This is a genomic window from Enterococcus sp. S86.2 (genome assembly GCF_059834485.2).
This window is the reverse complement of the sequence record NZ_CM206813.1, coordinates 1780001-1801287: the sequence shown is the minus strand read 5'-3', so window position 1 is coordinate 1801287 and position 21287 is coordinate 1780001. Positions and strand designations below refer to the sequence as shown.

Genomic DNA, 21287 nt, shown 5'->3' with positions numbered 1-21287 from the left:
AAACGTGGCTTTTTTACCAAAGAAGTCCTTATAAGCGCCGCTTTCTAAAAATAGCTAAACTTAAGCCAATAAATAAAAGGATAAGGAGAATAGCCAGCATAACACCAGGCCAATAGGGGGTAAAATCACTTTTACCGGTCAACCAATTAAGAGAATTAGTACCCAAGATAAAAGGATTGTAATGGTCTATTTTCTTAAAGATACCACTCAAACTACTAATTAAATAAAAGACTGCGACGATCAAAAGACTTTGGCCCATATTTTTGGCCAAGCTAGAGGCGAAAATAGTAGCGGTTAAAATGATGCTGCCATATAGCCAAAAACCAAAAAGTGGTAACAAAAGATGCGGGCTTTTGCCATCATTAAAATAATATGCAGTGTAGCCCAGATTGGTCACAAACGACAGAAAAAGCGTAAAAGTCCAAATAAAAAAGAGATATAGTGCTTTACTTATTACCAAAACAGAACGGGATAATCCTTTTGTGATAAAAGGAATAAGCGTGCCTTTTTCAACTTCAGTACTGATTATACCCGTTGATAATAAGACGATTGCCAATAAAAGAAATTGTGGCAAATTTTTATAATACTGTGTCCAACTATCAATAGAAGTAGATGCAGGTAAGGTGATAGTCATTTTTTCTGGTAGTAATGAAGCCATCATATCTGGCATAATTTTGGCTAAAAAAGGCGATAAAATACCAACAGCAAGAGCAATGATAAATAAAATCGGAATTTTTTTAGTCCGCCAATTAGCAAAAAATTCTTTAGCCAGGAAAAGTTGGAGTTGTTTCATTTTGTCACCACCTTTAAAAATATAGCTTCTAATGTTGGCTCGACTAGTTTAAATTCCAACGGCACTAGGTTTAATGTAGCGACTCTTTTGATAATTTGTAAGCCTAAATCTTCTTGCGGTAAACTTGGTAGGACGAGTTTTTGCGCGACTTGCTGCCAGTCTTGTGGATTTTGCTTTAAAAAAAGAGCCGTATCAGCGGGACTTTCAAAGCGTAATTCATAGTGATTAGGCTGAGCTGTTTTAATTTCTGCTAGTGGGCCAGTTAATTGGATTTTTCCGTCATTTAAAATGGCCACATGATCACATATGGCTTCTACATCAGCTAAAATATGAGAAGAAAATAAAACTGTGGTTTCATTTTTTAAACTTGCTAGAATGTCTAATACTTCTTTGCGTCCTAATGGATCGAGGGCGGAAGTTGGTTCATCACAGATTAATAACTGCGGTTCATTTAAGAGAGCTTGGGCTAAACCTAAGCGCTGTTTCATTCCCCGTGAGAAGCCACTAATTTTTTGATTTGTTGTTTGTAAACCAACTTTTGTTAGTAAGGAGGGGATTTTCAGCTGCAGTTCACTTTTTGACATACCGCTCGTACGACCGCATAAACTTAAATATTCTGTAGCCGTGAGGTAATCATAAAATGCGGGCACATCGGGAAGGTAGCCGATTTTTTGATTGGTTGTGGTATCGCCGTATTTTACTGTCTGTCCGGCAATAGTAACAGAACCACTATCAGCAGCTAAAAGTCCTAAAATAATCTTCATCGTGGTTGTTTTTCCGGCCCCGTTTTCACCAACAAAGCCAAAAATACTGCCTTTGGGGATGGTGAAGCTTAAATTATCAAGAATAAGGTTACTACCAAATTGTTTTTTTACATTTTGCAGGGTTAACATGGAAGTCATTTAATCTTCTCCTTTACCAAAAGCAAAATAGACAATCGGTCCGATAAAAGAAAATACAGCACAAATAATAATCCAAACAATTCGATTACCAAATTTGTAGTGGGGATGTTTTAATACGTCGATAATAGCGTAAATTGCCAGGCCAAGTTGTAAAATAATCAGTGGTATTAAAATAGGTAAATATTCGTGGACATTTAATTGCATGTAAATCACTCCTTATTTAGTTAAATTATTTTAATTGTATACTTTGTATTAATAATTATAATACAAACTATACAAAGCTGCAAAGAAAAAAGGTTGGGAATTCTCATTCTGAAAATTCCCAACCCTTTTTTCTAGAAGTCTTAAATAGCAAGGTATTTTTCCAAATAATCTGCTAAACCATCTTCATCATTACTTTTAGTTGTAATATCATTGCTAATTGCTTTTGCTTCAGGACTCGCATTTTTCATTGCGACGCCCCAACCTGCGTAATCAAGCATCTCCAAGTCATTATGCTCATCGCCAAACGCGATGATATCTTTTCGATCGATTGCCATAGAATCAGCGATAATTTCAACACCCCGCGCTTTTTGAATTCCTTTGGCTACGATTTCTAAAATTGCATTAGGACCACCCCAAGTTCTAACGTCAATGTAGTCAGAAAACTGCGCTTTTAAGGTATCTGAAACCGTTTGTGCCAATTCAGTTTTGGTTTGAATCAACATCGAAGTTGGATTTGATTTTAGATTTTCTAACAAATTATCAGGGGTTGGTTTCTGATTATCAAAGAGATATTCACTGCCAAAATCCAAACGATCGACATAGAATGTGTCGCGATTTTCAGCGGCAACAAAATCTAATTGAAGATCATTTTTTTGTTTTAAAATTTCAAAAACAATATCACGGCTAAAGAGTGTTTCAGATTCTGCAGCCCACTTTGTATAAGGCACGTGGACTAAAGCACCATTAAAATTAACCATTGGCGTATTTAAAGCCAATTGGTGATAAAACTTTTCACTAATGCGAAATGGGCGACCAGTCGCAATGCTGACGATGTGGCCAGTTGCCATCGCTTTTTTTAAAACAGCTTCAGTTTTAGGACTAATTTGGGATTTAGCGTTTAAAGTTGTACCATCTAGGTCAATGGCAATTAGTTTTTTATTCATATATATTCTCCCCTCGTATAAAAGATACGCTGTTTTAGTTTAACATATTTTATATTTTTCACAAGCGGACTGGTTCATAACAAAGATACCTTTAAAAAAAATTAGCGAAGTGAAATAAAGGAGTAGATAATTCGTTTTCATAGTAAAACACGAACATTATCAAGACGTTGATCAAAAAACATCGAGAAAAAGATTGTTTTATTTTTACTGAGAAATTATAATCAGTCTTTGTTGGATGATAAATCCGAAATATGCCCTTATTCTTTTGTAGGAGTGAACATTTTAATGGAAAAGTTTTTTAAATTGAAGGAAAGTAACACAAATGTTTCAACGGAATTTGTCGCAGGTTTAACGACTTTCTTTGCGATGAGTTATATTTTATTCGTAAATCCGACGATTCTATCAGCTTCTGGTATGCCGTTTCAAGCGGTGTTCCTTGCGACAATTATTGCGTCAGTAATTGGAACTTTAGTAATGGGACTTTTTGCCAATGTGCCATATGCACAAGCACCTGGGATGGGGCTTAACGCCTTTTTCACTTTCACGGTTGTTTTTGGCCTTGGATACACGTGGCAACAAGCCTTGGCGATGGTCTTTATTTGCGGCTTGATTAATATTTTTATTACGATTACCAAAATTCGTAAAATGATTATCCACGCAATTCCAGAAAGTATGCAGCATGCTATTGGTGGCGGAATCGGGATTTTTGTTGCCTATGTTGGGTTGAAAAACGCGAACCTTTTGAGCTTTAGTGCGGATTCTGCAACCATTACAAGTAGTGTTGTGGAAGGGGATAAAGCCGTTAACGTTACGATGAATGGTGGGATTGTCCCAGCTTTAGCTAACTTTAATAATGCTCCGGTCTTATTAGCTGTTATTGGGTTAGTGTTAACGACGATTTTAGTCGTACGCAATGTTCGTGGTGCTATTTTAATTGGGATTGTGGCAACGACAATTTTAGGTATTTTCATGGGTGTTGTTGATCTTAGTGCAATCGATTGGAAAGCTAATTCTTTAGGCAGTTCCATTAACGAGTTAAAAACCACATTTGGTGCGGCTTTTGGTAGTGAAGGTATGCAATCACTGTTTCGTGATGCTGGTAAAATTCCACAAGTTTTAATGACGATTATTGCCTTTAGTTTATCCGATACTTTTGATACGATTGGGACATTTATCGGTACTGGTCGCAGAACCGGAATTTTCTCTAAAGAAGACGAAGATGCTTTAGAAGACAGTCGTGGTTTTAACACCAAAATGGACAAAGCCTTATTTGCAGATGCGATTGCAACTTCAATTGGTGCGATTTTTGGTACGTCAAACACGACTACTTATGTCGAGTCTGCAGCCGGGATTGGTGCTGGTGGACGGACTGGCTTAACATCTGTTGTTGTGGCTGGTTTATTTGCAATTAGCAGTTTCTTTTCACCTTTAATTTCTATTGTACCTGCGCAAGCGACAGCACCGGCTTTAATCTTAGTTGGGGTCATGATGATGGCTTCTTTCAAAGATATTGAGTGGACTGATTTAGAAGAGGCAGTACCAGCTTTCTTTGCTGCAATTTTTATGGGCTTTTGTTACAGTATTTCTTACGGTATCGCAGCTGGCTTCATTTTCTATACAATTGTGAAAGTAATTAAAGGCAAATTTAATGAAATTTCTCCAATTCTTTGGGTTGTAGACATTTTATTTATCTTAAACTTTATTATTTTAGCTGTAATTGCTTAATTAAAAATTACTATCTCATTTATAAGATAAAAATCTAGGGAAAAAGTCGTTTCGGCTTTTACTCTAGATTTTTTTGTCGATTAATTCTTTAAAAATATTTCATGGAAGATAAGCGAATTCATTAAAAAATTGCTGTCTTTTTGCCACATATCTTGGCTTTCCAATTCACCTCTTGTGGAAAATAGGCTATAGTAGTAATGAAAGAGGGTTGACTATGAAGTTAGATTGGAAACGAAATTTATTTATCTCGTGGATTGGGTGTTTTTTTACCGGTGCTAGTTTTAGTTTGGTGATGCCCTTTATTCCTATTTATATTGAGCAGTTGGGCACACCGAAAAATCAAGTAGAATTGTTTGCTGGTTTGGCAATTTCCGTTACAGCCTTTGCTTCGGCCATTGTTGCACCTATTTGGGGGAATTTGGCAGATCGCAAGGGTCGCCGCTTAATGATGATTCGTGCTGCAATTGGGATGACGTTTACGATGGGCTCGTTGGCTTTTGTACCTAATGTATACTGGCTTTTGATTATGCGGTTTATGACGGGGATTTTATCAGGTTATATTCCGAATGCAACGGCATTAATTGCCTCCCAAGCACCAAGAGAAAAAAGTGGATGGGCACTTGGAACATTGTCTACTGGTGCAGTTGCGGGGAATTTAATCGGTCCGTCAATGGGAGGCGCGTTGGCTCAGTGGTTTGGTATGGAAAATGTATTCATTATTACCGGGACGGTTTTAGCAATTACGACTATTTTAACGATTTTCTTTGTTAAAGAAGACTTTGTACCAATTGAAAAAACCGACTTATTGACTGTTAAGCAGATATTCAACCGAGTCTCTAACCTTCAAGTATTGATTGGTTTATTTATCACTTCGTTAATTTTACAAGTTGGGGTAACGAGTATTAGTCCCATCTTGACGCTTTATATTCGCCAATTAAGTGGCGATAGTAGTAACATCTTATTTGTCAGTGGCTTAATTGTTTCAGTCGCTGGTGTTTCGGCTATTATTTCGTCGCCAACGTTGGGAAAATTAGGGGATAAAATTGGAAATCAAAAAATTCTACTCTTTGGCTTAGTACTGTCCTTTATTTGTTTTATTCCAATGGGATTTGTTAAAACACCGTTTCAGTTAGGTGTTCTACGTTTTATTCTCGGTTTTTCAACCGGAGCTTTAATGCCTTCTATTAATACGTTGATTTCAAAAATCACACCACCAGAAGGCGTTAGTCGAATTTATAGTTACAATCAAATGTTTACAAACTTTGGTCAAGTACTAGGCCCAATGGTGGGTTCAACAGTGGCACACGGGATGGGATATCGTGCTGTTTTTTGGGTAACCAGTGGTTTTGTGTTCTTAAACATTTGTTTGTCGACTTTTAATTTTCGCAAAGTTTTAAACAAAAGACTTTAGTCTGATTAATTCAGCGGAAAAAAGCTATTTATAAAAAAGTTATTCATAATAAAAGGCTGTGATACGGCTTTTATCACAGCCTTTTAATTGTTTGTTGCAACGAAAGCCAGGATTAAACTTCAACAAAAGTAAATTTGTTTAATGAAGCAAAAGAAACAAAAAAAGATTGCAACAAACTGCAATCTTTTTGAGTCAAGTTGTGTAAGAGACACAACTGTTTGCTTATGCGTGTTTCTTTTTGGGCGTAGCCACTTCGGCAATTAGGATAATGATAACTCCTAAAATTAGGGAAATGATTGAGCTAAGTTTAAAATCATAAGTGCCGCTGTTTAAAGCACTACCCAGGTAGCCAACGACTTGACCTAAGATATACGTCCAAAACAAAGTAACCAAATATTTCATAGCAGACACCTCTTCTCTTGCTCATTTCTCGATTACAGTTTACCATATTTTTCTTGAATGTAAAGTTTTCAAGTGTTTTCAAAAAGGAGGACATACAGTGCTGCCACAATTATATACCGTGACTGCTTATTCTTTGTTACAAAGTACAATTGAGATAAATCGGCTCGTGCAAACGGCTAAACAAAGAGGCTACGACACATTAGGAATATGTGATCGCAATGTCTTGGTTGGAGCAGTCACTTTTTATAACGCATGTCAGCGTGCGGGTCTAAAATCAGTGATTGGTTTGCACTTAGATTACTATTCACCTGTTCAAGCAGGTGAAAATGAGATCTTATTATTTGCTAAAAATTTTGTTGGTTATCAACAGCTGATGGCTTTAAGTAGTCAAAAAGAAATCAATGGTCAAGTTGATTTGACTGATTTTGCTCCACTGGATAATTTATATGGTGTTTTACCACTAAGAAATGAAGTCGATTACTTTTTTTCAAAAGATGTTGCTAAAGCAGAAAACCGTCTTAATTTTTTTCAGGAACTATTTCCTAAAGAACAATTTTTTTATGGTGTTTCTCCTCAAAAACAATTAGCGGAAGAATTGGTGCATTTTTATCTTCAACAAGGCGTAGCACCTTTTGCTATTAATGAAGTAAATACAATTGATCCAGCGGAAAAAGCAGCAATTGCAGTAATGCAGCACCTAAAAGGTGGCACGCAAATGCAAGATATTGCCGAATTGGAGCAAGGAAGTGGCGAATACTTAGTTAACGCAAGTCAACTAACGGAGTATTTTCGCCAGAACCAACCGCAAGCATTAGAAAATGCGCAAAAAACTGCAGCGGTTTGTAGTCAGTTTGAGCTACCCTTACACCAAAAACTATTGCCCCATTATCCTGTTCCCCAAAATAGACCTGCTGCTGAATTTTTGCGACAGTTGTGTGAAACAAAGCTGAAACAGCGGGTTGAAAATATCACGGCTGAATACAAACAGCGCCTTGACTATGAACTGCAAATTATCCACCAAATGGGTTTTGATGACTATTTTTTAATTGTTTGGGATGTAATGGATTTTGCTCACCGTAGTAATATTGTGACAGGTGCAGGCCGGGGTTCTGCGGCAGGATCCCTCGTTGCTTTTGTATTAGCAATTACTGATGTTGATCCGATTGAATACGACCTGTTGTTTGAGCGCTTCTTAAATCCAGAGCGCTACACAATGCCAGATATTGATCTGGATATTCCCGATAATCGCCGAGATGAAGTGCTACATTATGTGAAAGAAAAATATGGCACTTTTCAAGTAGCCCAAATTGCTACATTTGGTACAATGGCTGCCAAGATGGTCCTTCGAGACGTTGCTCGGGTTTTTGGTTTATCACAAAGTGAGGCCAATCGATGGAGCAAGGCGATTCCAAATACCTTGAAAATTACGCTAAAAAAAGCACTGGAAGAATCCAGTAGTCTGCGGGATCTGATTGCATTAAGTGAGCGAAATCGGCAATTATTTGAAGTTGCTTTAACATTGGAAGGACTACCGCGCCATGTTTCCACCCATGCTGCCGGGGTAGTGATTAGTGATAAAAATTTACTGCAATTAATTCCTTTACAAGCTGGAGCCAATGATATTTTATTAACGCAGTTTACCATGAATGATGTGGAAGCTGTTGGCTTATTAAAAATGGATTTTTTAGGCTTACGTAATCTTTCCATTATTGACGATACGCTAAAGGGAATCAAAAAAGTTACAGGGGATAAACTTTCGCAAAAAGATATTCCCCTAACTGATGAGAAGACGTTGAAGCTTTTTCAAGCAGGCAATACATCTGGCGTCTTTCAATTTGAATCCGCGGGGATAAAAAATGTCTTACGTCGTTTAGGTCCAGAAAATATTGAAGAAATTGCTGCAGTCAACGCCTTATATCGACCAGGTCCGATGCAAAATATCGATCACTTTATTAAGCGGAAAAAAGGACAAGAAAAAGTAACTTATTTGGATGATAGTTTGATACCAATATTAAAAAATACCTATGGCATTATGGTTTACCAAGAACAAGTTATGCAAGTTGCAGCCAAAATGGCAGGGTTCACCTTGGGACAAGCCGATATTTTGCGCCGCGCCATCAGTAAAAAGAAAAAAGATGTTTTAGATGAAGAACGGCGCCATTTCGTTAAGGGCGCTGTAAAAAAGGGACATAGTAAAACAAAAGCCAATGAGGTCTACGATTATATTGAACGATTTGCTGATTACGGCTTTAATCGTTCTCACGCTTTTGCTTATTCTTTTGTTGGTTTTCAAATGGGCTTTTTAAAAGTGCATTATCCGGCTCCTTTTTTTGCCGCCTTACTTCACTCGGTTCGCAATAATACTGCTAAAGTCAAAGAATATTTAACAGAGGCGAAAAAACAAGGAATTAGAATTTTGCCGCCTAGCATTAATGACAGTGGTTTTAGTTTTTATTTGGTGAACAATCATGAAATTCGTTTTGGGTTAAGCAGTATTAAAGGCACTCGCCGTGACTTTATTGCCGCAATTATCGCGGAACGAAAGGAGAATGGTCCTTTTCAATCACTGGATAATTTCTTGTATCGCTTGCCAGCAAAGTGGCTTAAATTGGATTTAATCCAGCCTTTGGTGGAGATTGGTGCTTTCGATGAGGTTGAAAAAAATCGACGACAACTTGTAACAGGCTTAGACAGTAAAATTCAAAATATTGAATATAGTGGCGGCAGTATGGATTTATTAGATATTATGGCACTAAAACCAACTGAAATTAGTGATTATTCGTTGACTGAGCGCTTGAATTTAGAAGAACAATATTTAGGTGTTTATGTTTCCGGACATCCGACTGAAAGTTATCCTGTATTAAAAGCTGCGCGTCAAGTACAGCTGATTAGTGAACTACTACCTAAACAAAACGTGCATCTTCTTTTATACGTTCGAGGAATCCGCGAGATTCGCACGAAAAAAGGTGAGCAGATGGCCTTTGTGGAGGCTAATGATCCGACTGGCGAAGTTTCTTTAACTATTTTTCCAAATAGTTATCGTCATGTGCGCCAAACTTTTGCAGTCGATGACGTCGTCTACGTTGAAGGGAAAACTGAAATCAGCACCTATAATCAAGAGATGCAAGTAATTGCAGATCAAATTGTGTTAGCCAAAAAAATTAGCGACATAAAAAGTGCACCAACTTGCTATATTCGTCTAACTGGTATAGCTGATACAGACAAGCAACTATCAGCCTTGTACGCTTTAATTAAACAAGCGCCAGGAGCAAGTAAAATAATTCTTTTTTATGAAAGTACTGGAACAAAAAAAATACTAGCAGAAAAATATCAAATTGCGGAAAATCCTGTTGTAACGCAAGACTTGAAGAATATTTTTGGTGAAAATAACATAGTTTTCAAGTGACTTTCAGTAAATTTTACTTTTCGCTTTCAATTTTTTCAATTTTCTGCTCGTATCTCAAGACATTTCCATATTTTAATGGTAAAATGGACACCGTGGTTAATGCCAAAATGGTATTATTTAGGGAAACCTAAAAATATTTTAATGAGGTGAAATTGTAGATGAAACGCATCGGAATCTTAACCAGTGGCGGTGACGCACCTGGTATGAACGCAGCAGTCCGTGCGGTGGTCCGTAAAGCAATCTTCGATGGTATCGAAGTATACGGAATCAATTATGGATATGCCGGTTTAGTTGCTGGTGATATTCGCCGTTTAGACGTTGCTGATGTTGGGGATAAAATCCAACGTGGCGGGACTTTTCTTTATTCAGCCCGCTATCCAGAATTTGCTACTAAAGAAGGACAATTAAAAGGTATTGAACAGTTAAAAAAATTCGGCATCGAAGGTTTAGTGGTTATCGGTGGGGATGGTTCTTACCATGGAGCAATGGCCTTAACACGTCATGGCTTTCCTGCTGTAGGAATTCCTGGAACAATCGATAACGATATTCCAGGTACAGATTTTACAATTGGTTTTGATACAGCAATCAATACCGTCTTAGAATCGATTGACCGCATTCGTGATACAGCGACTTCTCACGTTCGTACTTTTGTTATTGAAGTAATGGGCCGTGGCGCTGGCGATATTGCATTATGGTCTGGTGTTGCTGGTGGTGCGGATGAAATCATCATCCCAGAACACGAATTTGATATGGCTGCCGTTGCAAAACGCATTCAAGATGGTCGCGACCGTGGTAAAAAACATTGTTTAATCGTTTTAGCAGAAGGTGTTATGGGCGGCAATGAATTCGCTGATAAACTTTCTGAATATGGTGATTTCCATACGCGTGTTTCTATTTTGGGCCACGTTGTACGCGGGGGTTCTCCAAGTGCTCGTGATCGTGTCTTGGCAAGTAAATTTGGCGCTTATGCAGTAGAATTGCTTGAACAAGGAAAAGGCGGTTTATGTATCGGCATCGAAGACAATAAAGTTGTTGCCGCTGATATTATCGATACACTTGAAAACAATAAACACAAACCTGATTTGAGTCTATATGACTTAAACAAACAATTATCATTCTAATTGACAGCTACTAAAAGTTAATAAAACAGCAATGTCTGTTTTAAATAAAGGAATAGGAGCGTTTACGTAATGAAGAAAACCAAAATCGTTAGTACGTTAGGACCAGCAAGTAATAGCGTGGAAATTATTTCACAATTAATCGAATCTGGAGCTAATGTTTTCCGTTTTAATTTCTCTCATGGTGACCATGAAGAACAATTAGGCCGGATGAATATGGTAAGAGAAGCAGTGAAGAAAACTGGTAAAGATGTCGCTATCTTATTAGATACAAAAGGGGCAGAAATCCGGACTACTGTTCAAGATACAACTGAAGCAGACTTCGGTCGTGCCGGTTATATCCAATTCAACGTTGGAGATACAACACGTATCGCGATGGATCCAGAATTAAAAGGAACTAAAGAAAAAATTGCTGTAACTTACCCAGGCTTGTTCGATGACGTTCACGTTGGTGGTCACATCTTATTCGATGATGGTTTAATCGACATGGAAATCACTGAAAAAGACGAAGCAAACCGCGAATTAATCGTCGTAGTGAAAAATGCTGGTATGTTAGGTTCAAGAAAAGGTGTTAACGCTCCTGGCGTTTCAATTAGCTTGCCTGGTATTACTGAAAAAGATGCAGACGATATTCGTTTTGGCCTAGATAACGATATTGACTTTATCGCGGCTTCATTTGTCCGTAAAGCACAAGACGTTCTTGAAATTCGTGAAATTTTAGAAGAAAAGAACATGACACATGTTCAAATCTTCCCTAAAATTGAATCACAAGAAGGTATTGATAATATCGATGAAATCATCAAAGTTTCAGATGGTATTATGGTCGCTCGTGGTGACATGGGTGTTGAAATTGCGCCAGAATTAGTACCAATGGTGCAAAAACGTATTATTCAAAAATGTAATGCTGCTGGTAAAGCTGTTATTACAGCAACTCAAATGTTAGAATCTATGCAACAAAATCCACGTCCAACACGGGCAGAAGCTTCTGATGTTGCGAATGCTGTCTTTGACGGTACAGATGCAACAATGCTTTCTGGTGAATCTGCAAATGGTGACTACCCAGTTCAAGCAGTAGCTACAATGGCTCGTATTGACGTTGAAGCTGAAAAAGCTTTATCAGAATTAGGTTCATTCCAAATCAATGAATTTGATAAAACTGATGTTACTGAAACAATTGGTTTATCTGTGGCTCGTGCAGCGAAAAACTTAGGTGTTAAAACAATCGTTGCTGCAACTGAATCAGGTTATACAGCTAAAATGATTTCTAAATACCGTCCAGATGCAGACATCTTGGCTGTTACATTTGACGAACGTACAAAACGCGGTTTAATGCTTAACTGGGGGGTATTCCCAACAGTTGCACAAAAACCAACAACAACAGATGAAATGTTCGATTTAGCTGCTAAAAAAGCTGTTGAATTAGGTTTTGCTAAAGAAGGCGAACTAATTTTAATTACAGCCGGCGTACCAGTTGGCGAACGTGGAACCACAAACGTTATGAAAATTCAATTAATCGGTTCTAAACTATTAGACGCACAAGGCGTTGGTGAAAGAACGGTTGTCGCAAATGCAGTTGTCGCTAAATCAGCTGAAGAAGCAAATGCTCGTGCTAAAGAAGGAATGGTCTTAGTTGTACCAACAACTGACAAAGATTACATGCCTGCATTTGAAAAAGCTGCTGCTGTTATCGTTGAAGAAGGCGGCCTAACTTCTCATGCTGCTGTTGTGGGTATCGCAAAAGATATTCCAGTTATCGTTGGTGCTGTTGATGCAACAACAACAATTCAAGATGGTGAATTAGTCACTGTTGACCCTCGTCGTGGTATTGTATACCGTGGTGAAACAACAGCTATCTAAGAAGCTATTTAGCTTTTTATTACTAGAACGAAGTAGTCTAGGCTACTTCGTTTTATTTTTTGAAAAGGTGTCAAGAAAATTTCATTGACAAGCTAAAATACTCCCTGTATAATAGCTTTTGTTGCTTAGAGGTGATAAAAATGAAGTGGTCTTTATTGGAATTAAACAAATACCATGAAACGCCGTTAACTTTTTCAGAGACATTGGATTTGAAAAAAGAATTAATGAAACGGGACAATCAAATACTAGATATCACTCCCATTGAAGTAAGTGGGCTTGTTACTGTATCAAAAAGTGATTATCTTATTCATTACACATTGAAGGCGACGTTGACGCTTCCTTCATCAAGAAGTTTAGACCCAGTTGATTTACCACTGGATTTAGTTGTTGACGAAGTTTTTATGACGCCTGAGCAGTTGCAAATGCGGACTGAACTGATTTCAGAAGAAGAGGTCTTGCTTATTGAAGGTCAGACAATCGATTTGGATGAATCAGTGGCTGACAATATCTTGTTAGCAATTCCGTTGCAGGTTTTAACAAAAGAAGAAGAACTCTCCAACCAAATGCCTGCTGGGCAAGATTGGGAAGTCATCTCTGAAGAAGACTATCTGCAACAAAAAGAAACAGCCGCACCCAAAATTGATCCTCGTCTTGCGAAATTATCAGAACTGTTTAATACAACAGAAGATGATGATAAGTAAGATTGGAATAAATAGCAATCTATTTATAGTTTGCTTTTCATAAACAAGGAGGTGTAACAAATGGCAGTACCAGCTCGTAAAACATCTAAAGCTAAGAAAAACAAACGTCGTACTCATTACAAATTGACTATCAACGGTTTGAACGAATGTCCAAACTGTGGTGAATTGAAAAAAAGCCACCACGTATGTGCCAACTGCGGTTACTACGATGGCAAGGACGTAACGACTAAAGAAGCATAATTCATTTTTTTGAGAAAATGAATGAAGAAAACCCGCAAAGCTAACCATGGAGCTTTGCGGGTTTTTATTTTGTATTTTTAAAATTACGAGCAAAAACAAAGCTAGAAGCAATAGTCGATTTTTGGCTATGTTGTATTTTATTTACCCCATTGTAATTTATAGCCTCCTTTAGTTTGAAAGCAAGGCTTTTTACGTTATAATAGAAAAGATTAAAGCTACTAGGAGGAACTCAAAATGACAAAACAGCAAATTGGTGTTGTCGGCATGGCCGTCATGGGGAAAAACTTAGCCCTAAATATTGAAAGCCGTGGCTATTCAGTAGCGTTGTTCAACCGAACAGCTGCGAAGACAGAAGCGGTAGTAAAAGAACATCCAGATAAGAAATTTAAAGCGACGTATACAATTGCAGATTTTGTCGAAGCAATTGAAAAACCACGCCGGATTTTGCTAATGGTTAAAGCAGGTGCGGCAACAGATGCGACAATTAAAGAATTATTACCTCATTTGGATAAAGGTGATATTTTAATCGACGGTGGCAACACTTTCTTCAAAGATACGATCCGTCGAAATGAAGAATTGGCTAACTCTGGTATCAACTTTATAGGTACGGGTGTTTCTGGTGGCGAAGAAGGCGCCTTAAAAGGTCCTTCTATTATGCCTGGCGGACAAAAAGAAGCGTATGACTTAGTAGCACCTATTCTAGAACAAATCTCTGCTAAAGCAGAAGATGGTGCGCCATGTGTAACCTATATCGGACCAAATGGTGCAGGTCATTACGTGAAGATGGTTCATAATGGAATTGAATATGGTGATATGCAATTAATTGCCGAATCTTATGATTTAATGAAAAATGTGTTGAGACTTTCTGTTGCTGAGATGGCTGACATTTTTAAAGAATGGAATGAAGGGGAACTTGATAGTTATCTAATTGAGATCACCGCGGACATTTTAACAAGAAAAGATGATCTTGGTACAGGCAAACCAATTGTCGATGTTATTTTAGATGCTGCTGGTAATAAGGGTACCGGTAAATGGACAAGCCAAAGTGCATTAGACTTAGGGGTGCCACTACCACTCATTACGGAGTCTGTTTTTGCGCGCTATATCTCTGCTTACAAAGAAGAACGGGTAGCTGCAAGCAAAGTCTTACCTGCTCCAGCGAAATTTAACTATCAAGGCGATAAAAAAGAATTGATCGAAAAAATTCGTGAAGCTTTATACTTCAGTAAAATTATGAGTTATGCACAAGGTTTTGCGCAATTACGTACCGCATCAAAAGAATACGATTGGGACTTGCCTTTTGGTGAAATTGCTAAAATTTGGCGTGCGGGTTGTATTATCCGTGCCCGTTTCTTGCAAAAAATCACCGATGCTTATAACCATAAACCAGACTTAGAAAACTTGTTACTAGATGATTACTTCTTGGAAATTACCAAAAAATATCAGCAAGCCGTACGCGAAGTAGTCGCTTTAGCAGTCCAAGCAGGTGTTCCTGTGCCTACATTTTCTTCGGCAATTGCTTACTTTGACTCTTATCGTTCGGAACGTTTGCCAGCAAATATTATCCAAGCACAACGGGATTATTTTGGGGCACATACTTATGAACGGACAGATAAAGAAGGAATTTACCACTACAGCTGGTATCATGAAGAATAAGTAAAAAACAATGAAAATTTGAATAATTCTAATTTGATTATGGGAAAGACTGTTGGTGTTTTTGAAAATATCAACAGTCTTTTTTTATCTTTAGAGAATAAAAGTGGTATCTCGTGTGACTTTTGACGATTATTAACCTACTAATAAGATTTTCAGATACCTCTTTTTTCTTTCATAGTTTCATGGTAAAATGACTATAGTATTTTAATAAAAAAACAACTATTTTTTATTACAAAAAAATATAAAGAAAAGGGATCTAAAACCAAATGAGTAATATTTTAATTATTGAAGATGAAAAGAACTTAGCTCGTTTTGTTGAACTAGAGTTGACGCACGAAGGGTATCATACTGAAGTTCATTACAACGGACGGACTGGTTTAGATGCAGCACTAAATAATGACTGGGATGCAATTTTGTTAGACTTAATGCTACCAGAATTAAACGGTTTAGAAGTTTGTCGCCGTGTGCGCCAAGTTAAAAACACACCAATCATCATGATGACAGCGAGAGATTCTGTTATTGATCGCGTATCTGGTCTTGATCATGGCGCAGATGATTATATTGTAAAACCTTTTGCAATTGAGGAATTACTAGCTCGTTTACGTGCATTACTTCGCCGGATTGATATTGAAGGGGATAAAAATGTCGCAAAACAAACGACTATTACTTATCGTGACTTAGTCATCGAAAAGGAAAACCGTGTCGTTCGTCGTGGCAATGAAGTAATTGAATTAACCAAACGAGAATATGAATTACTATTAACCTTAATGGAAAATGTGAATGTTGTTTTAGCCCGCGATGTTTTATTAAATAAAGTTTGGGGATATGAAACAGAAGTCGAAACAAATGTAGTCGACGTGTATATTCGTTATTTGCGTAATAAAATTGATGTTCCTGGGGAAGAAAGCTACATCCAAACTGTCCGGGGAACTGGTTATGTGATGCGCTCGTGAGCAAAAAAAATAGAACTTTTAACAAAGAACTGAAAGGCCCATCCTTAACAATTAAGTGGGCCTTTGCAAGTTCTTTCTTTATATTTATCGTCTTTACGATTTTTGCGGTTATTACCTATAAGTCTTCGATTAACTTAATCGTAGCTAAAGAACGACACAATGTAGAAGAAGTCATTTCAGAGGTCACTTCCCGCTTGGCTAATGGACAAGAAGAATTGACAACGCAAAGTGCCTATTTTGCGATTGCAAAAATTTCCAATGAAGATCGTACGCCTGATGCTATTTCCCATTTAGATGGCGATATTTTACAACTTGATCAGTTTGTCTCAGAATTAGGGCAACCCGAATTAAACTTGTATGTCTACAACTTGAAAAAAGAGCCCATTTTAAAAACTCATGAAAATGATTTCGAATTAGTGCAGACAAAACGTAAAGAACCAACTATTATTACGATGAAAGGTTCAACTGGCTTTTTATCCATTCATCCAATCTTTTCCAAGGTGACAAGAGAAAAAATTGGTTATGCACAAACTTTTTATGAGTTGTCTTCTTTTTACGAAATTCGCAGTAAGCTATTATTAACTTTAATTATTTTAGAAGTAGTTTCATTAATTTTATCTAGTTTCTTAGGCTTCTTTTTGTCGACGTATTTCTTGAAACCATTAAAAGTTTTGCGCGATACAATGGATACTATCCGTAAAGATCCAGAATCTGATGCATATATGCCTAAAATTGACACCGATGATGAATTAGCAGATTTGGCGGATATTTTTAATGATATGTTAGAGAGGATGCGGATGTACATTGAACAACAAAAGCAATTTGTTGAAGATGTTTCCCATGAATTGCGAACGCCAGTAGCGGTTATAGAAGGACATTTAAGTATATTGCAGCGCTGGGGAAAAAATGAACCTGAAATATTAGATGAAGCCTTGAATGCAAGTCAACAAGAAATTAGTCGCATGAAAAGCTTAGTTCAAGAGATGCTTGATTTATCTCGTGCTGAACAAGTGGAGCTTCATTATGCAAATGAAGTAACGCAAGCAAAAGAAGTGACGTATCAGGTCTTTAATAACTTTAAAATGCTGTATCCAGAATTTACCTTTACGTTGGATGATGATTTAACAAAAGAAGAGACGTTAGCAATTTATCGCAACCATTTCGAACAAATTATTATTATTATTTTGGATAATGCCGTGAAATATTCAACTGAACGAAAAGAAGTACACTTAAAAATTGGAAAAAGTAACCAATTTTTTGAAATTGATATTCAAGACTTTGGCGAAGGCATCTCGGAAACAGACTTAGAAAAAGTTTTCCATCGGTTTTATCGTGTTGATAAAGCCCGTGCGCGCACAAAAGGAGGCAACGGCTTAGGTCTTTCTATAGCCAAGCAGTTAATTGACAGTTACAAAGGTGAAATTGTGGTTGATAGTGTTGTAGGACAAGGAACGGTTTTCAAAATATATATTCCAATTAAATAGTTTATTTCATGGGATAATTTTTCTATGGAATACCTGACTAGATATAGATTTTTGCGGTTATGCAATAAAAGTTATATCTAGTCAGGTATTTTTTTGTCGTGAGATCTATTTGTTAGATTACGCCTTTAAAAATATAGAAATCATTCCATAATTTTATGCGAATGATTTGTGAATTAAGAGAGTTATTGTACGTCATTTGTTAGATGGAAATGCTTTATACGTCTGGGTTATGATAATAAAATTCGGTCGTGAAAAAAATCAAAATTTATTAGTGTTTTTTGTTGCTTTTTGGATTTAGAATTGCTATATTATTATTTGTTCCGAACAAATGCTATGTCTTAAAAAAAGTTAAAACTTTTACTTGACGTGCTAAATCGGGCATGATATTCTAATAAAGCTGTTGCGAATGAGTTGTTATTTACAACCAACAAAACAGTTCGAAAAAGTTGTTGACATCTGATTTTTAAGATGTTAAACTAACAAAGTCGCTGTTATTAAAAAGCGGGTTGTTGAAATATCATTTCAAGAAGTTTTTAAAACTTTTTGAAAAAAACGGTTGACAGAAATTAAGTCAGCTGATAAGATATAAGAGTTGCTGAAACATTTCAAAAAGTAACCAACTGCAAGTTGAATAAACACATTTAACTTTGCAAGTAGACCTTTGAAAACTGAACAAAGCAAGCAAACGAACCAATGTGTAGGGCGCTTCTTTTATAGAAGCAAACAACATGCAAGCAATAGCTAGCAAAGTTAATTTTTATTTGAGCTTAACAGTCTATGACTGTTCAAACACTTTTTATGAGAGTTTGATCCTGGCTCAGGACGAACGCTGGCGGCGTGCCTAATACATGCAAGTCGAACGCTTCTTTTTCCACCGGAGCTTGCTCCACCGGAAAAAGAGGAGTGGCGAACGGGTGAGTAACACGTGGGTAACCTACCCTCAAGCGGGGGATAACACTTGGAAACAGGTGCTAATACCGCATAACAATACCAAACACATGTTTAGTATTTGAAAGGCGCTTTTGCGTCACTTGAGGATGGACCCGCGGTGCATTAGCTAGTTGGTGAGGTAACGGCTCACCAAGGCCACGATGCATAGCCGACCTGAGAGGGTGATCGGCCACACTGGGACTGAGACACGGCCCAGACTCCTACGGGAGGCAGCAGTAGGGAATCTTCGGCAATGGACGAAAGTCTGACCGAGCAACGCCGCGTGAGTGAAGAAGGTTTTCGGATCGTAAAACTCTGTTGTTAGAGAAGAACAAGGATGAGAGTAAAATGTTCATCCCTTGACGGTATCTAACCAGAAAGCCACGGCTAACTACGTGCCAGCAGCCGCGGTAATACGTAGGTGGCAAGCGTTGTCCGGATTTATTGGGCGTAAAGCGAGCGCAGGCGGTTTCTTAAGTCTGATGTGAAAGCCCCCGGCTCAACCGGGGAGGGTCATTGGAAACTGGGAGACTTGAGTGCAGAAGAGGAGAGTGGAATTCCATGTGTAGCGGTGAAATGCGTAGATATATGGAGGAACACCAGTGGCGAAGGCGGCTCTCTGGTCTGTAACTGACGCTGAGGCTCGAAAGCGTGGGGAGCAAACAGGATTAGATACCCTGGTAGTCCACGCCGTAAACGATGAGTGCTAAGTGTTGGAGGGTTTCCGCCCTTCAGTGCTGCAGCAAACGCATTAAGCACTCCGCCTGGGGAGTACGACCGCAAGGTTGAAACTCAAAGGAATTGACGGGGGCCCGCACAAGCGGTGGAGCATGTGGTTTAATTCGAAGCAACGCGAAGAACCTTACCAGGTCTTGACATCCTTTGACCACTCTAGAGATAGAGCTTCCCCTTCGGGGGCAAAGTGACAGGTGGTGCATGGTTGTCGTCAGCTCGTGTCGTGAGATGTTGGGTTAAGTCCCGCAACGAGCGCAACCCTTATTGTTAGTTGCCATCATTTAGTTGGGCACTCTAGCGAGACTGCCGGTGACAAACCGGAGGAAGGTGGGGATGACGTCAAATCATCATGCCCCTTATGACCTGGGCTACACACGTGCTACAATGGGAAGTACAACGAGTTGCGAAGTCGCGAGGCTAAGCTAATCTCTTAAAGCTTCTCTCAGTTCGGATTGTAGGCTGCAACTCGCCTACATGAAGCCGGAATCGCTAGTAATCGCGGATCAGCACGCCGCGGTGAATACGTTCCCGGGCCTTGTACACACCGCCCGTCACACCACGAGAGTTTGTAACACCCGAAGTCGGTGAGGTAACCTTTATGGAGCCAGCCGCCTAAGGTGGGATAGATGATTGGGGTGAAGTCGTAACAAGGTAGCCGTATCGGAAGGTGCGGCTGGATCACCTCCTTTCTAAGGAATATTACGGAAACTACACAGTTTGTAACTTGTCTTTGTTCAGTTTTGAGAGGTTTACTCTCAATTTAAAAGCACTATGGGGCCTTAGCTCAGCTGGGAGAGCGCCTGCTTTGCACGCAGGAGGTCAGCGGTTCGATCCCGCTAGGCTCCATTGACAACATTGGTTGTCATGGTTTTGTTCATTGAAAACTGGATACTTGAAGAAAAAAATCAAAACAAACCGAGAACACCGCGTTGAATGAGTTTTTTAATAAGTTCAATTGCTTATTTTCTTGAGTAAGCTTCTATCGCTAGAAGAACTGCTCAAAACCAGACCGTAAGGTCTTATAAGGTTAAGTGAATAAGGGCGCACGGTGGATGCCTTGGCACTAGGAGCCGATGAAGGACGGGACTAACACCGATATGCTTTGGGGAGCTGTAAGTAAGCTATGATCCAGAGATTTCCGAATGGGGGAACCCAACATCTTTTATAGGATGTTACGTATACGTGAATACATAGCGTATACGAGGTAGACGCAGAGAACTGAAACATCTAAGTACCTGCAGGAAGAGAAAGAAAAATCGATTCCCCAAGTAGCGGCGAGCGAAAAGGGAACAGCCCAAACCAAGATGCTTGCATCTTGGGGTTGTAGGACTCCAATATGGTAGTTCTTTCAGATAGTCGAATGACTTGGAAAAGTCAGTCAAAGAGGGTAAAAACCCCGTAGGCGAAATTTGGAAGGCACCTAGGAGGATCCTGAGTACGGCGGAACACGAGGAATTCCGTCGGAATCCGGGAGGACCATCTCCCAAGGCTAAATACTCCCTAGTGACCGATAGTGAACCAGTACCGTGAGGGAAAGGTGAAAAGCACCCCGGAAGGGGAGTGAAATAGATCCTGAAACCGTGTGCCTACAACAAGTTAGAGCCCGTTAATGGGTGATAGCGTGCCTTTTGTAGAATGAACCGGCGAGTTACGATTGCATGCGAGGTTAAGTTGAAGAGACGGAGCCGCAGCGAAAGCGAGTCTGAATAGGGCGAATGAGTATGTAGTCGTAGACCCGAAACCATGTGATCTACCCATGTCCAGGTTGAAGGTGCGGTAAAACGCACTGGAGGACCGAACCCACGTACGTTGAAAAGTGCGGGGAT

General features: G+C 38.7%; 15 protein-coding genes, 1 tRNA gene and 2 rRNA genes (1 of these 18 cut by a window edge). 13 read left to right on the top strand and 5 right to left on the bottom strand.

Features of this window, described 5'->3' with window-relative positions:
• Nucleotides 1–28: 28 nt before the first annotated feature.
• From AC6R0T_RS08400 to AC6R0T_RS08385, 4 genes are all read right to left on the bottom strand, one after another.
• The gene (locus AC6R0T_RS08400; RefSeq protein ID WP_282462367.1) at nucleotides 29–793 is read right to left on the bottom strand and encodes an ABC transporter permease; all 765 of its coding nucleotides are present in this window, start codon (nucleotides 791–793) and stop codon (nucleotides 29–31) included.
• A complete protein-coding gene (locus AC6R0T_RS08395; RefSeq protein ID WP_282462368.1) occupies nucleotides 790–1695 on the bottom strand; it encodes an ABC transporter ATP-binding protein in 906 nt (301 codons plus the stop codon). The genes AC6R0T_RS08400 and AC6R0T_RS08395 overlap by 4 nt, the downstream gene beginning before the upstream one ends.
• The gene (locus AC6R0T_RS08390; protein ID WP_206904599.1) at nucleotides 1696–1899 is read right to left on the bottom strand and encodes a PLD nuclease N-terminal domain-containing protein; all 204 of its coding nucleotides are present in this window, start codon (nucleotides 1897–1899) and stop codon (nucleotides 1696–1698) included.
• A gap of 140 nt (nucleotides 1900–2039) precedes the next feature.
• Complete coding sequence (locus AC6R0T_RS08385) at nucleotides 2040–2843, bottom strand: Cof-type HAD-IIB family hydrolase (protein WP_206904596.1); 804 nt, start codon at nucleotides 2841–2843, stop codon at nucleotides 2040–2042.
• A gap of 285 nt (nucleotides 2844–3128) precedes the next feature.
• On the opposite strand from AC6R0T_RS08385, the gene AC6R0T_RS08380 reads away from it, so the two are divergent.
• Both AC6R0T_RS08380 and AC6R0T_RS08375 read left to right on the top strand, forming a co-directional pair.
• Nucleotides 3129–4568, top strand: a complete 1440-nt coding sequence (locus AC6R0T_RS08380) for an NCS2 family permease (RefSeq protein WP_206904595.1) — start codon at nucleotides 3129–3131, stop codon at nucleotides 4566–4568.
• A 214-nt stretch (nucleotides 4569–4782) separates the two neighbouring features.
• A complete protein-coding gene (locus AC6R0T_RS08375) occupies nucleotides 4783–5979 on the top strand; it encodes a multidrug efflux MFS transporter (RefSeq protein WP_206904593.1) in 1197 nt (398 codons plus the stop codon).
• Nucleotides 5980–6201: 222 nt separating this feature from the next.
• Here AC6R0T_RS08375 and AC6R0T_RS08370 read toward each other — a convergent pair whose 3' ends face one another.
• Nucleotides 6202–6381, bottom strand: coding sequence for a YjzD family protein (locus AC6R0T_RS08370; RefSeq protein ID WP_206904591.1), 180 nt, complete (start codon nucleotides 6379–6381; stop codon nucleotides 6202–6204).
• A 97-nt stretch (nucleotides 6382–6478) separates the two neighbouring features.
• On the opposite strand from AC6R0T_RS08370, the gene dnaE reads away from it, so the two are divergent.
• The 11 genes from dnaE to AC6R0T_RS08315 form a co-directional block, all read left to right on the top strand.
• Nucleotides 6479–9787, top strand: coding sequence for a DNA polymerase III subunit alpha (gene dnaE, locus AC6R0T_RS08365; protein WP_303754752.1), 3309 nt, complete (start codon nucleotides 6479–6481; stop codon nucleotides 9785–9787).
• Between the two features lie 158 nt (nucleotides 9788–9945).
• On the top strand, nucleotides 9946–10908 hold the full coding sequence (gene pfkA / locus AC6R0T_RS08360; RefSeq protein WP_173103274.1) for a 6-phosphofructokinase: 963 nt from the start codon (nucleotides 9946–9948) through the stop codon (nucleotides 10906–10908).
• 69 nt (nucleotides 10909–10977) lie between these two features.
• Nucleotides 10978–12762 (top strand): pyruvate kinase, encoded by a 1785-nt coding sequence (pyk, locus tag AC6R0T_RS08355; protein ID WP_303754753.1) that lies wholly within the window; start codon nucleotides 10978–10980, stop codon nucleotides 12760–12762.
• Nucleotides 12763–12902: 140 nt separating this feature from the next.
• A complete protein-coding gene (locus AC6R0T_RS08350) occupies nucleotides 12903–13463 on the top strand; it encodes a YceD family protein (protein ID WP_206904580.1) in 561 nt (186 codons plus the stop codon).
• Between the two features lie 60 nt (nucleotides 13464–13523).
• A complete protein-coding gene (gene rpmF / locus AC6R0T_RS08345) occupies nucleotides 13524–13703 on the top strand; it encodes a 50S ribosomal protein L32 (protein ID WP_010753256.1) in 180 nt (59 codons plus the stop codon).
• Between the two features lie 234 nt (nucleotides 13704–13937).
• Complete coding sequence (gnd, locus tag AC6R0T_RS08340) at nucleotides 13938–15359, top strand: NADP-dependent phosphogluconate dehydrogenase (RefSeq protein ID WP_303754754.1); 1422 nt, start codon at nucleotides 13938–13940, stop codon at nucleotides 15357–15359.
• Between the two features lie 266 nt (nucleotides 15360–15625).
• Nucleotides 15626–16312, top strand: coding sequence for a response regulator transcription factor (locus AC6R0T_RS08335; RefSeq protein WP_016171674.1), 687 nt, complete (start codon nucleotides 15626–15628; stop codon nucleotides 16310–16312).
• A complete protein-coding gene (locus tag AC6R0T_RS08330; protein ID WP_303754755.1) occupies nucleotides 16309–17796 on the top strand; it encodes a HAMP domain-containing sensor histidine kinase in 1488 nt (495 codons plus the stop codon). Before AC6R0T_RS08335 ends, AC6R0T_RS08330 begins: the two co-directional genes overlap by 4 nt.
• Before the next feature lie 794 nt (nucleotides 17797–18590).
• A 16S ribosomal RNA gene (locus AC6R0T_RS08325) occupies nucleotides 18591–20150 on the top strand.
• Between the two features lie 84 nt (nucleotides 20151–20234).
• Nucleotides 20235–20307, top strand: a tRNA-Ala gene (locus AC6R0T_RS08320).
• Between the two features lie 179 nt (nucleotides 20308–20486).
• Nucleotides 20487–21287, top strand: a 23S ribosomal RNA gene (locus AC6R0T_RS08315) (it continues 2113 nt past the right edge of the window).
• Together the 16S and 23S rRNA genes with 1 tRNA gene alongside form the textbook arrangement of a ribosomal RNA operon.